Source organism: Candidatus Hydrogenedentota bacterium (assembly GCA_035450225.1).
Lineage (GTDB): Bacteria > Hydrogenedentota > Hydrogenedentia > Hydrogenedentales > SLHB01 > DSVR01.
The window spans coordinates 43,161-55,752 of sequence record DAOTMJ010000015.1 but is presented as its reverse complement, the minus strand read 5'-3'; the positions used below and the strand labels follow the sequence as shown (position 1 = coordinate 55,752).

At 59.6% G+C, this 12,592-nt stretch carries 10 protein-coding genes and 1 pseudogene; 5 read left to right on the top strand and 6 right to left on the bottom strand.

The window, feature by feature from the left end:
- Positions 1 to 121: 121 nt before the first annotated feature.
- Together P5540_10240 and P5540_10235 are read left to right on the top strand one after the other, a co-directional pair.
- On the top strand, positions 122 to 838 hold the full coding sequence (locus tag P5540_10240; GenBank protein HRT65194.1) for a hypothetical protein: 717 nt from the start codon (positions 122 to 124) through the stop codon (positions 836 to 838).
- Positions 839 to 873: 35 nt separating this feature from the next.
- Complete coding sequence (locus tag P5540_10235; GenBank protein HRT65193.1) at positions 874 to 1,434, top strand: LemA family protein; 561 nt, start codon at positions 874 to 876, stop codon at positions 1,432 to 1,434.
- Between the two features lie 65 nt (positions 1,435 to 1,499).
- On the opposite strand, the gene P5540_10230 is transcribed toward P5540_10235, so the two are convergent.
- The 4 genes and pseudogenes from P5540_10230 to aroA form a co-directional block, all read right to left on the bottom strand.
- A complete protein-coding gene (locus tag P5540_10230) occupies positions 1,500 to 2,822 on the bottom strand; it encodes a chorismate synthase (protein ID HRT65192.1) in 1,323 nt (440 codons plus the stop codon).
- A gap of 47 nt (positions 2,823 to 2,869) precedes the next feature.
- Complete coding sequence (gene aroC / locus P5540_10225; GenBank protein ID HRT65191.1) at positions 2,870 to 3,967, bottom strand: chorismate synthase; 1,098 nt, start codon at positions 3,965 to 3,967, stop codon at positions 2,870 to 2,872.
- 42 nt (positions 3,968 to 4,009) lie between these two features.
- Positions 4,010 to 4,483: pseudogene (locus P5540_10220) on the bottom strand (shikimate kinase).
- Between the two features lie 105 nt (positions 4,484 to 4,588).
- Positions 4,589 to 5,863, bottom strand: a complete 1,275-nt coding sequence (gene aroA, locus P5540_10215) for a 3-phosphoshikimate 1-carboxyvinyltransferase (GenBank protein HRT65190.1) — start codon at positions 5,861 to 5,863, stop codon at positions 4,589 to 4,591.
- A 136-nt stretch (positions 5,864 to 5,999) separates the two neighbouring features.
- Here aroA and P5540_10210 point away from each other — a divergent pair, with 136 nt between their 5' ends.
- The 3 genes from P5540_10210 to P5540_10200 all read left to right on the top strand — a co-directional run bounded on the left by P5540_10210 (position 6,000) and on the right by P5540_10200 (position 9,816).
- Positions 6,000 to 7,790 (top strand): pentapeptide repeat-containing protein, encoded by a 1,791-nt coding sequence (locus P5540_10210; protein ID HRT65189.1) that lies wholly within the window; start codon positions 6,000 to 6,002, stop codon positions 7,788 to 7,790.
- Positions 7,791 to 7,850: 60 nt separating this feature from the next.
- Positions 7,851 to 8,429 carry a YkgJ family cysteine cluster protein gene (locus tag P5540_10205; GenBank protein HRT65188.1) on the top strand — a complete coding sequence of 193 codons (579 nt, stop codon included), beginning with the start codon at positions 7,851 to 7,853 and terminating at the stop codon, positions 8,427 to 8,429.
- 115 nt (positions 8,430 to 8,544) lie between these two features.
- Positions 8,545 to 9,816, top strand: a complete 1,272-nt coding sequence (locus P5540_10200) for an HD domain-containing protein (protein ID HRT65187.1) — start codon at positions 8,545 to 8,547, stop codon at positions 9,814 to 9,816.
- A gap of 68 nt (positions 9,817 to 9,884) precedes the next feature.
- On the opposite strand, the gene P5540_10195 is transcribed toward P5540_10200, so the two are convergent.
- The gene (locus P5540_10195; GenBank protein ID HRT65186.1) at positions 9,885 to 11,309 is read right to left on the bottom strand and encodes an amidohydrolase family protein; all 1,425 of its coding nucleotides are present in this window, start codon (positions 11,307 to 11,309) and stop codon (positions 9,885 to 9,887) included.
- Positions 11,310 to 11,438: 129 nt separating this feature from the next.
- Positions 11,439 to 12,533: an alpha/beta hydrolase gene (locus tag P5540_10190; protein HRT65185.1), complete on the bottom strand. Its 1,095-nt coding sequence runs from the start codon at positions 12,531 to 12,533 to the stop codon at positions 11,439 to 11,441.
- Positions 12,534 to 12,592: the final 59 nt, after the last annotated feature.

The window sequence follows — 12,592 nt, the reverse complement described above, 5'->3', positions numbered from 1 at the left end:
GTATGGTGCATGAAAATTGCGGACCAAGAAATCATGCCCTTGATTGAGGCATTGCGGCCGAACCGTCTTCGTCAATCGTTGATCCGGACCGCCCGGCGCAAATCATAGGAAAAAGCGAGTCATGGACACCCCATTCTCCCCGATCCCGCATGGCGTGTTTTCCCTGATCTCGCACAATGTGTTTTCCCTAATCCCGTGGGCGATTTTCGCCACGGCGGCTCTTGGCGTGGTCGTTTACCTGGTGTATGAACGCCGGCGGAGCGAAGCGTTCCGTGTTCTGGCCCGCCAATATGGGTTCGCCTATCGCCGCAGAAGCGGAAGCCTGCCGCGCCAATTCGACTTCATGAATGTATTGCGCCAGGGCGAAGATCGCCAGGCCGTCAACATCCTGGAAGGGATCTACGAGGGACGGATGGTGTTGTCATTTGAATATAATTATACGACCGGCAGCGGCGAAGACAAGGAACAGCACTTTATGAGCGTCTTTATGCTTCAATTGGAGCGTTCCTTCCCCGAACTCCGCATTTATCCCGAAACCCTTTGGTCGAAACTCGGACAAAAGTTGGGATTCGAGGACATTGATTTCGAGTCCATCGAGTTTTCGCGGGCATTTACCGTGCGTGCGGCCGATCGGAAATTCGCCTACGATTTCTGTCATCCACGCATGATGGAGTACCTGCTGCGCCATCGCGAAACCATGCTGGAAATCGATCGGGAATGGATGTGTGCCTGGCGCCGGGAACGAAGCCGGCCACAGACGGTTATTCCGTTTCTGGATCAACTGGTTGAAATGCGGGCATTGATGCCCAACTATCTGTTCGCCGGTCAAACCGGTTGAGCATTTTTGGGGGTGGCCGGACAATGGAAACAGGCATGGGACATATCGGCATGGTGTTGGCCTTCCTTGCGGCGGCGCCGCTTTTGTGGCTACTGGCGATGTACAACCGTTTCATTCGGCTGAACAATCATTGCATCGAGGCATGGTCGAACATTGACGCCGAACTGAAACGCCGGTACGAGTTGATCCCGAATCTGGTTCGGACGGTTCAGGGATACGCAAGGCATGAACGGGGCGTTCTGGAAGAGGTAACGCGCCTGCGCCAGTTTTGCGTCGCGGAAACGGGCGCGCCATCCAGGCAGGCGTTTCTCGAAAACCAACTGGTGGGCGCGATGCGCCGGCTGCTGGCGCGCGTGGAAAACTACCCGGACTTGAAGGCGAGCGCCCCTTTTCTTGCGCTGCAGAACGAACTGGCAAACACCGAGGATCGCATCGGCGCCGCGCGGCGTTTCTACAACGGCAACGTCCGGGAACTGAACAACGCGCTGGAGAGTCTTCCCGCCTCCATCGTGGCCCGCGCATTCGGATTCAGCACACGGGAGTTTTTCGAGTTGGAAGATATCGGCCTCCGCAATGCCCCGCAATTCAAACTTTGAAGAGGCCGGCGCGGACGGGACCCGTCCGCGCCGCGAAGACATCCGAAGGCTGTTCAACCCGGTTTTTATTTTGCCCACAACGCCCGGTAGGCCCGGTGCTGCATGTAATGGTCGAGGAGGATCATCGCGGTAAACGCCTCCGCCACCGGCCACACGCGCGCGACAATCGTCGGATCGCGGCGCGTGACGGCGCTCAGGACGGCATTTTCACGGGAAACCTTGTCGATCGTTTTCTGATCCTTGGCGATGGTCGGGGTCGGCTTTACGGCCAGCCGGACCACGATGGGCTGTCCCGTCGCCAGACCGCCCGTAATGCCGCCGGCGTTGTTCGATTCGAAGTAGACGTTGCCGTCCTTGGCGCGGATGGCGTCGTTGCATTCCGAACCGCGCATGTCCTTCACGGCATACCCCGCGCCGACCTCGACGGCCTTGATGGTGCCGATGCTCATCATGCGGCCCAGTTCGCCGTCGAGTTTGCGAAACACCGGCTCGCCCATGCCCGCCGGCACGCCTGTCGCAACCACCTCGACCAGCCCGCCGCTTGAATCGCCCTCGTCGCGAATGGCGAGTATCCGCTTTTCCATTTCGAATGCCGCATCCGTGTCGGGACAGTTCATCGTCGGATGAATGCCGTGTTCCCTGCGAATGGCTTGGGCGTCCATGGGCTTGGCCGCGCTTTGAATGGTGATCAAGTCGCGTTCGAGTTCCGCCAGCACGGACATCTTATGCAGGAAACGCATATCGGGCGTGATCCGGCCTGATGTGTACACCCAATCGTAAATCGGATCATAGGCTTTGCGAACCGCGCGGAACGTGTCCACCTTCGCGCGCGCCGCCTCATGCGGCACGTCGGCGGCGCGCACGCCCGCGGCCTCTTTGACATACGCGAACACCTCGATGCCGTGTTGTTTGAGGATTCGCCGCGCAACCGCCCCCGCCGCCACGATGGTCGAGGTGTATCGTCCGCTGAAGAACCCCGCGCCGATGGCGTCGTCCCATTCGCCGTACTTGATGAAGGAGGCATACGATGCGTGGCCGGGTCTTGGTGTGCGATTGGTGACCTGGTATTGTTCGATGTGCTCGAAATGCCGGTCGAGGTTCGGAATGAGGATCACCATCGGCGTGCCGTTGGTGCAGCCTTTGTTGCTGAAACCCGGCATTGTGTCCGCTGCGTTCACGCCGCTGTAGATCACCGGGACGTCGGGTTCGCGCCGGGGCGAGGCCAGTTCGCTTTGTCCGGGCTTGCGCGTCAGCAGGGCTTCATAGATTTCCGCTTCGGTGATGAGCAAGCCGGGCGGCACGCCCTGCAAGTGAACTGTCAGCCCTTCCTGGTAACTGCCGCCTGCCACGGTGGTCTGAAACAATGTGCCGTACGTGCATCCAAACATGTTTTATTCTCCTTGGTTGTTCGCTTCGCATTGCCGGCGCGGCCGCATCAGGCAACGCTGTCCGATTCCCATTGGCGCCCCCATTCGGGCCGCAGCCGCGCCTGAACTTCCCATAAATCCAGAATGGCCAGCGCGGCCATGCTTTCTATAACGGGCACCGCACGCGGAACTATACACGGATCGTGGCGTCCTTTCACCTTGATCGTACAGTCCTCGCCTGAAATGTTTAACGTGCGCTGCGGCTTGGCTATCGAGGAGGTCGGCTTGACCGCCACGCGCATCACGATGGGCTCGCCGGTCGAAATGCCGCCCAAAATACCGCCGCAATGGTTACTGACAAAAGTTCCGCCGGCCATGGGATCGTTCGACTCGCTGCCGTGCATCCGCGCCAGGGCAAAACCCAGGCCGACTTCGACGCCTTTCACCGCGCCCATGGTCATGATGGCGCTTGTGAGGCGCGCATCGAGTTTGCCGAAGACGGGATCGCCCAGTCCCGGCGGCACGCCAAGGATTTCCAACTGCACGATGCCGCCGACCGAATCGCAGTCCTTGCGCGCGGCCAAAACGGCTTCTTCCATCGCCTTGGCCGCCTCGGGATCGGCGCAACGCACCGGATTGCCCTCGATGGCATCATAGTCGCACGTTTGCGCGCGGATGCCGGCCAATTCCACGGTATGCGCCACGATACGAACGCCGCGCCTTGCCAAAAGTTCCTTGGCGACGGCCCCGCCGGCCACTCGGCACGCCGTTTCGCGCCCGGATGAACGTCCGCCGCCCCGATGGTCCCGGAGGCCGTACTTGCGGTAGAACGTAAAGTCCGCGTGGCCGGGCCGGAACACGTCCTTGAGATCATCGTAATTTTCGGAACGCTGATCCTGGTTGTAAATGATCATGGCGATCGGCGCGCCGGTGGTTTTACCCTCGAACACACCCGACAGGATATGAACCGTGTCGGATTCCTTCCGGTAGGTAACGACCTTGCTTTGCCCCGGCCGCCGCCGGTCGAGTTCGCGCTGAATCGTTTCCTCTGAAATCTCGATGCCGGGTCGAATGCCGTCGAGCACGGCGCCAATCGCCGGTCCATGGCTTTCGCCAAAAGTCGTCAGGCGGATAATTTCACCGAAGGTGTTCGCGGATCGGCTCAGAATGGCCAGTTCCTCGTTGATAAGGGCGCCGGCCTCTTCCGCCAGTTCCTCCGGCGTGCCTTCGGTCGTATCCAGCACCACGTCCGCGAACGGTCGCAGCACTTCATCGCGAAACGCGACTTCCCGCGTGAATCGTTCCCGGCCCTCCGGCCCTTCCAGCCACGGCGGCGTCCCATGGGCCGTTGCGCGTTCCCACAAGACTTCCGGGGACGCAATCAGATAGATCAGCAAGGCGTCGTGACGCAACAGGCGGCGCGAATCCGGATTCAGCATGATGGATCCGCCGGTAATTATCAGATGCCAATCATAGGCGTTCGCGTCCTTTGCCACGTCGCATTCCAACTCTCGAAAATAGGATTCTCCATGTTCGGCGAAGATCTCGCGGCAGGTTAGGCGATGCCCGTCCCGTTTTTCGTGCAGATCTTCGATCATGCGGTCCGTATCTATGGTTTGCAGTCCCGTGTTGGCCGAAAGGACCCGGCCGATGGACGATTTTCCAGCGCCTTTGGGACCCATGATGACAATCTTCACGGCGATATACCTTTCTTTTCCGGCGCTTTGCGCGAATTCACTCCCGGGGAAACAAAGTAGAACCCATCGGCCGCATGTCGGGAAAAAGGATCATGTCTGGAATTCCACAATTCCACCGATGGCCGACAGCGATGCGGCGAAGGCCGGAAAAGTCACGGCCACCGCATCCGCGCCATGAATGCGCGTCACACCCGTCGCGCGGCTGGCCGCGACGGCCAGCGCCATGATAACGCGGTGATCGCCATGTCCCTGCACTTCGGCCCCGCGCAACGCGCCGCCATGAACGATCAAGCCGTCCGGCAATTCCTCGATATGCGCGCCCATTTTGGCCAACTCGCGTCCCATTACGGCAATGCGGTCCGTTTCCTTGATGCGCGCCTGCGGAACATTGAGCAGGCGCGTCTCGCCCTCGGCGAAACAACCCATGACGGCCATCATCGGCAACGCATCCGGCGTCGCATTCAGATCCAGATCGCAGCCCTTCAACGTGTTGCCCCGGACTCGAATCGTCTCCGAACCGGTTTCGATGTCGGCGCCCATGCGCCGGAGATATTCGACGACCGCCCTGTCGCCCTGGGTATCGTTCATGTCAAGCCCGGCGCAGGAGACATCGTTGCCGGGCAACGCGCCCGCAGCCAAGAAGAACGTCGCCGACGAAAAATCGCCCGGTATCCTCCGGTCGAATGCGCGATAGCGCTGGCCGCCCGGCACGGTAAATGCCGCAAACCCGTTCGCATGCCAAACGATACCCTCATGGCGAAGCCAATCAAGCGTCATTTCCACATACGGTTTCTCATGCAAGAGCGCCACATCAATGCGCGTTTCGCCTTGTGCCAACGGCGCATTCAACAGAAGGCTCGTAAGATACTGGCTGCTGACGGCCTCGATGGCCGTATCGCCCCCGCGCCAAGGCCCCGCCACCACAAATGGCGGGCAGCCGTTGTTCCTCGTCGAACGAACGGAAGCGCCCAGATCGTTCAGGGAAGCCGCGAGAGGCCCGGAAGGCCGTCGCCGGATTTGTGCATCACCGGTCAGCACCGCGGCGCCTTCTTCAATCAACGCGCAGGTTCCCATCACGATATTGAGCGTAGTGCCGGAATTTCCGACATCAATCACATCGTCCGGAACCCGCGGTTTTCCGGCAAAGCCCTTGACATGCCACGCGTCCGCGCCCGTTTCGATGGCCGCGCCCAACGCCCGATAAGCCGCAACGGCCGAACGCGCATCCTGCGAGTCGAGCGGCTGCCGAATCACACTCTCACCCTCCGCCAGCGAGGCAATCGCCACCGCGCGGATCGTGTGCGATTTCGATCCGGGGATCTCCACCGATCCCCGCAAGGTTGCCGCTTCGCAAATCCAGTCCATACCCATCTCTCCGCCAAATTCAAACGATCATAGGGTATTTCAGACTTTCCTGTCCAGCAAGGCCCGACAAAATACCCGGTCTTGTCGCCAAGGGCTTGCCTTTGTATAATCGGGGAAACGCGGGGAGAAACGGTAGATGGCCGATCCGGAATGCCTGAGAGTGTTGCGGCAGGGTCCTCACGCGTGGAATGCGTGGCGGGGACCCAGCGGATATACCCGTGTGGATCTGTCCGAGGCGAATCTTGATCGGATGATTCTGTGCGGTGTCAATCTCGAAGGGGCGAATCTCTTGATGGCGCGATTGGCGGGCGCCAACCTCCGCGGCGCCATTCTCAAAGGGGCGGATCTGCGCAAGACGATCCTGACCGGGGCCGATCTGACCGATGCGGTCCTTTCGCGGGCAAATTTGGAATATGCCGATTTTCGGGATGTCGTCGTCACCGGCGCAAAACTCGACGAGGCCGATTTCCGCGAGGCACGGCTCGGCGGCGTATCGTTTGCCGGAACGGATCTTCGCGCGGCGAATCTCAACGGGGCGATGACGACGAGCACCAGTTTCCGGGGCGCGGATTTACGCCACGCCGAACTACGGCGGGCCACGCTCATTCGATCCGGTTTTCAGGGCGCGGACCTGCGCGGGGCCATTCTGGTGGGCGCAAAACTGGAAGGCGCGGACCTGACGGGCGCAAACCTTGAAGGGGCAAACCTTATTGATGCTGATCTTTCGGGCGCCATACTCGATCTGGCCGGAATGCAGGGCTTGGACCTGCGCCAGACCCTTCTGCGAAAAGCCCGCTTCAACAAGGCCGACCTGCGCGGCGCACGGATGGAAAAACAGGCGCTTGCGGGATGCCATTTCGATGAAGCCAACCTGGCCGGCGCGCATCTGCACGGCGCGGATCTGACGGAGGCGAACCTGGCCAACAGCAATCTGAAAGAGGCCGATTTAAGCGGGGCGCGGATGCCCCGCGCCCAATTGGGCCATGCGCTGATGACCGGCGCGAATCTGGAAGGCGCGGACTTGCCCGCCGCGGACCTGACCCACGCCAAAATCAAGCGGGCCAACCTGACGAAAGCAAACCTGGTGGCGGCCATGCTGCAAGACTCCTTCGGATGGGAATCCGCCTGCGTGCGGGAAGCCAATCTTACCGGCGCCATCCGGCCACCCGCCGAATTGCGGGCATTGGCCAAAAAACAAGGGGCTATTCTGGAAGGCCCGGCAACCATTCTTCGGCAGGGCGTGGGTGTCTGGAACGCGTGGCGGCGGGAGCATCCCGGTCTGCCGCTGAATTTCCAGGGATGCGACTTGTCATGGGCCGATTTACTGAACGCGGATCTTCACGATATTGACATGACCGGATGCAATCTCGCGGGCGTCAACCTGCATGGCGCCAATCTGGAAGGCGCAAACCTTCAGCGGGCCAATCTGCGCGAAGCGAAACTGTACGGCGCCCGTATTGCAAACCTCGACCTTCGGGATGCCAGCCTTGAAAAATGCGATTTGCGCGGGGCCGATTTGCGAACCGTCCGGCTGCGTGGGGCATATCTGTGCGGCGCCAATCTGATGAAGGCCGTGCTGACGGGTTTGGATCTTACGCGGGTTGATTTTCAAGGCGCTGATCTCACCGAGGCGGACTTGCGCGGCGCGACGCTGGAAGGCGCCCATTTCCGCTCGGCGGATCTGGCCCGCGCCAATCTCGCCGGGCTGAATCTGGATGTATTGGATTTCACGGAAGCCGATCTCTCCGGCGCCGATCTCACGAATGCCAGCCTGCAGCGGGCCAACCTTACCGACGCCTTGCTGACATGCGCCAATCTCAAGGGAGCAAACCTCGACGACGCAGTGCTGAAAGGCGCCGATTGCGAGGGCGCCGCGCTGCCTGTGCGCCATCGTCTTTCCCGATGGATCGCTGGAAACAGGCGTTAGTTCAAAAAGAAGCCTTCACGAACTTGCGTTTTCGATCGGAACCATGTACGTTATGCGGCCATGGGAAAATATTTCGTTCGGTTCAAATGCCATCATTGCGGCCACTGTTGCCGCGATGTGATCTGTCTGCCGACCCCGTGGGATGTGATTCGTCTCGTGCGCGAGACGGGCGCGAACCCGTACGAATTCATCGAGTTTGTAGGACCGGAAGACATCTCTGAAGTGCCGAAATCAGATCCGACATGGCTGCGCTGCAACGGCAAGCGCCACATGATGGCGCTTCGGCGCAACAAACACGGCTGCTATTTCCTGCACGAGAAAACCCGGCATTGCACGGTCTATGAAGCACGCCCTCTTCTCTGCCGGTTATATCCGAAGAAATTACACGAATCGCGGCAGGGCGAGTTCAAGGCCTTTTCGCTGCACAGAAACGTGGGGTGTCCGCGCCACCGCGACGGCATCATCCACACAGATCCCCTCTATGAACTCTACCTCAGCGATCGGGACCACCAGGAGGATTACATGGATCTGGTCCAAGTCTTCAATCGCGACAAGTCCCCGGACAAACGCCCCGCCGATTTTCTGGCCCTGTTCATCGCCGGCATCGCACGGCCAAACGACTCCACCGATTCCGAATAACCCCCACCGCCAAAATCTTGCCGCGCGACCGCCAGGATATTGCGACACGGCAATGGAAGGCGTATTGTATATCCGTTGATTCGACGGCTCCACGGGCAGGCAAAGGAATCACGGCATGAATCTCGATGATGTTCGTCTCAGCCTTTGGGATCTTGTCTCGCCGATCTCGCGCACGGTTGACATGATGGCGCCGGCATTGGCGGAACATCACATGCGGGTGGCCTATTTGGCCATGCGGATTGGCGAGGAACTGGGCTTTCCACAGCAAACGATCCACGAACTGGTGATTGCCGGCGCGCTGCACGATATCGGCGCATTCTCGGTAAAAAACCGGCTCGACCTGTTGGCCTTCGAGGATCATTACACGCACCCCCATTGCAAGGCCGGTTATTTGCTCCTGAACGGCTTCAAGCCCTTCGCGGACATCGGACCCATCATTCTGCATCACCATTTGCCGTGGAACCACGGGCAAGGCCTTTCGCATCAGGACAAGGCCGTGCCGGAAACCGCGCATATCCTGCATCTGGCCGACCGCGTGGCGGTCATGTTGCGCCGCGACGTGTTTCCCCTGTCCCAGGTGCAGGAGATCTGCGAGGCGGTCGCCCAGGCCGAGGGAAAAGTGTTTGCGCCCAAGCATGTCGGCGCCCTGATGCGGTTTTCGGAAAAGGATTATATCTGGCTCGAAGCCGCAAGCAAATTCGTCGAGGCCATCCTACGGAAACGGGTGGGACAGCACATTCAAATTGTGCAGATGGGTGAACTGCTCGGTCTGGCGCGGCTCATCTGCAATATCATTGATTTCAAGAGCGAGTTCACGGCCACGCATTCGAGCGGCGTCGCGGCGACGGCGGTGTCGCTGGCCCGCCGGATCGGTTTTTCGGATCAGGAGTGCGCGAAAATCGAAATCGCGGCCTATTTGCACGACTTGGGCAAATTAGCCATCCCCTCGGAAATCCTGGAAAAACCCGGCAAATTGACGCCCGAGGAGTGGCATATCATGCGAAGCCACGTGTATTACACCTATCACATTCTCGAATCCATCGAGCCGTTCGGCGACATTACCCCATGGGCGGCGCTGCACCAGGAACGGCTTGACGGCAGCGGCTATCCCTTCAAGTACACGGCGGCGGATTTGCCGCTCGGCGCGCGGGTCATGGCCATTGCCGACGTGTTCACGAGCATCACTGAAAACCGGCCCTATCATGCCGGACGCGACAAGGACGAGGCGGTCCGCATCTTGCGCGACATGGCCGATCACGACAAACTCGACGCCCCTCTCGTCGAAATGCTCCTGCGCCATTTCGAGGAAATCAACACCCTTCGCATCGCCGCGCAGACCAAAGCCCTCAAGGAGTACCAAGATTTTCAAGCCGCCCTCGCGGCATAGCCCCCTCTCCCCCACGCGCGCAACAACGCCATCCGGATTATATTCGGAATAAGTTCCGTCAACCCGGATTATCGTTTCCAGTTTTTCAAGGCCCGCTCGTAGTCGAAGATTTCGCGAGCGTTGCCGCGCATGATGCGCTCCACAACACCGGGAACGTCTCCGTCTTCGAGCCAGCCCGATTCGGCCAGTTCGGCGACGGCCTGGGCAAGTCCCTTTCGGGCGACGCGCGCATGGCCGGGGACCAGTTCGACGGGACAGTAATCGCCGCCGAAGGTGAGCAGTTTGCACACCGGCGCGGCCATCAGGAATTCCTTGACGAATCGCACACTGGCCGCGGGATTGATGATCCATGCCCAGCACATGTCCACATAGGCGTTCGGATAATGTTTCGCCAGCGCGATGACCTCGTCCTGGTACGGGTAGTCAATGTGCATCAGGACGAATTTCGCCTTGGGATGCGCAAACATGACGGGGCACAGATCCGAGGCGTTCTTCCGAAGCCGCTCGAGCGGCATGCCGCCGCAACCGGCGTAGTAGCCGGTATGCAGTTTGACCGGCAGGTTGTATTCCACGGCCTTTTCGATGCAGTAGTGGAACAGGTGGTCTTGAAGCGCCTTCATTTCCGCGGGCGCGAGGCTCTTTTCATCTTTCCGGAAACGCTCGAACAAGGGCGCGGCGTCCGATGCGCTTACTTGCGCGTAATCGAGCCGCCGCCCGTAGGCGCTTTGGTTTTTCGTGGCGATGGCGCGCGGCCCGAATGTCGCAAAGCACCAGTCTATAACCTCGTGCCAATCCTTGAGCGTGGACGCGTCGCGCTTGGCCAGTTTCAGGACAGGCTCGACGTTCAGCCCCGAACCCAGCGCCACCGTGCTGATGTCCTGCGCGAGCAGGTCCGGCTGGGCGGTTTCCATGAACACGGGCGTTTCGAGGTTGTTTACCTGGCAATATTCGATGTTGGCGACATCGCGCAAGACGTGTTTGTAGTAGCCGGGCTTCATCGCGTCGAACAATTTGCGCGAGATCGCCTCGCATGTGTCGTCCCGCACGTCGTCTTCCCCGAAGAGCATCCGGACGGATTCGCGGACGACCTGTTGGTAGCCGGTGTGACGGCACCGTTCGTAATAAGGCGCAATCAGTTTCCACTTGTCACGTGGTGCGACATTGTACGCACGGATTTTGGCGCAGTTCTCCGGCGGCATGCCCGATACCTGCAAATCCGAGTCGGTATAGTGCGTGAACAAAATCCCCACGTCGGGTGCAGGGAAAGGCGACGGCCCCTTTTTCGATTTCAGCCGGTTCGCTTCTTCCCAAACATGCTCATGGGTATCCACCAGCGGCGTTTTGTCCACCAGCGCCGCGATATCCCGCCGAAACGACATGGCTGTGCCTTTCTTTCGTTTTCGTTCGCCCGATTCCTTCGCTTCGGCCGCGGAACCGATTGCCGCCGCGACCCCGGCCGTTCCCAGAAACGTCCTGCGCGTCACGTCATCCATGTTCCACCCTCCCTTCGCCGTATGGATCCATTCGCCCGGCCGCCGATATTCTTGATCCTTCCGTAAACCAGCATATCCCGCTGTCCCGGTTTTCGCAAGAAAACGCGACTTGGCGTTTGAAACCCACCATCAGGTCTTTTCAATGTCGAAGGACGGCAGTTCCGTCACTTTTTCCTCCGGCGCGCGAAACGAATCGTCCTGTTCAAGGAGCCATTTCAGGCCGTCACTCAGCACGCGTTTGGTGTCTTCAAGATTGATGCCCACGTGGTCGGATTCGTACCAGGTGATCTTCTTGGGTTCCCGGGCGGCGTCTTGCAGGGCCTTGCCGGCCGCAGCGGGAACCAGCACGTCGTACTTGCCATTTTGAAAATAGACGGGCGTCGGGGAAATTTGCCCCACGTAGTGAATCGGATCGGCCACGCCCATGAAGTAGCGCGCAAGCGGCACGATGCAGGCGATGACCACGCCCACTTTGCGCTCCTGCGACGCGGTCAGCTTGGGCAGGGGCGGTTTTTCCGGATTGACATTTTTGCCGTCTATCAGCCGCAACGCGATCGCCACCCCCAGATGATTGGCATAGGAATCGAGCAGTTTGCCGAAATCGCCGCCGCCATAGACCAAGATGCCTGCGCGGATCCGCTTGTCCCTGGCCATGACGGTGCTTCCCGTAATGGCGCCGTAACTCGCGCCGACAAGGTAGATGCGTTGCGGATCGATGTCGGGATGGGCGACTAGATAATCAATAAGCCGGCGTGTTTCATTGACCGTCTTGGCGGGGCGTTCGGCAAACGCCTTGAGATAGGCCAGGCCGCCCGAACCCTTCGGCAGTTTCCGTTCCCCCTGCATGTACTGATCGAAACTCACAAAGGCGAATCCGGTTTGATTGAACGGGGCCGTGATTTCTTTGAGAAAATTTTTATTCTGCCCGATGCCGTGAAGAAAGATGACGACCGGAAGTTTTTTGCCGGTTCGTTTCAGCGGCATGGACATCAAGGTCGGCACTTTCTCGCCCTTGTACCCGTCGAAGGTGAACTTGGCGATCGAGTAGCCTTTTTCAGGAGCATCCTTGTTCACTTCGGTGGTGTCCGGCACGGAAACGTTCAACGGCGCACCGGGATCGTAATTGTCGAAATAGTGCGCGTCCTCATAGGCTTTGCGCGCCCAAAGCAGCACAATCAGCGCCACCAGGACACCGGCGGCTATTTTCAACAGTTTCTTCCACATCGTTTTTTCCTCTCCAAAACACCGCAAAACACCGGCGGAGTATAGCACAACCGCCGTCC

Bases quoted from the DNA above. Each gene is read 5' to 3' on its own strand.
- P5540_10205 (HRT65188.1), top strand. From the start codon at position 7,851: ATGGGAAAATATTTCGTTCGGTTCAAATGCCATCATTGCGGCCACTGT.
- P5540_10195 (HRT65186.1), bottom strand. From the start codon at position 11,309: ATGGATGACGTGACGCGCAGGACGTTTCTGGGAACGGCCGGGGTCGCG.
- P5540_10240 (HRT65194.1), top strand. From the start codon at position 122: ATGGACACCCCATTCTCCCCGATCCCGCATGGCGTGTTTTCCCTGATC.
- P5540_10190 (HRT65185.1), bottom strand. From the start codon at position 12,533: ATGTGGAAGAAACTGTTGAAAATAGCCGCCGGTGTCCTGGTGGCGCTG.
- aroA (HRT65190.1), bottom strand. From the start codon at position 5,863: ATGGACTGGATTTGCGAAGCGGCAACCTTGCGGGGATCGGTGGAGATC.
- P5540_10235 (HRT65193.1), top strand. From the start codon at position 874: ATGGGACATATCGGCATGGTGTTGGCCTTCCTTGCGGCGGCGCCGCTT.
- P5540_10210 (HRT65189.1), top strand. From the start codon at position 6,000: ATGGCCGATCCGGAATGCCTGAGAGTGTTGCGGCAGGGTCCTCACGCG.
- P5540_10200 (HRT65187.1), top strand. From the start codon at position 8,545: ATGAATCTCGATGATGTTCGTCTCAGCCTTTGGGATCTTGTCTCGCCG.
- P5540_10230 (HRT65192.1), bottom strand. From the start codon at position 2,822: ATGTTTGGATGCACGTACGGCACATTGTTTCAGACCACCGTGGCAGGC.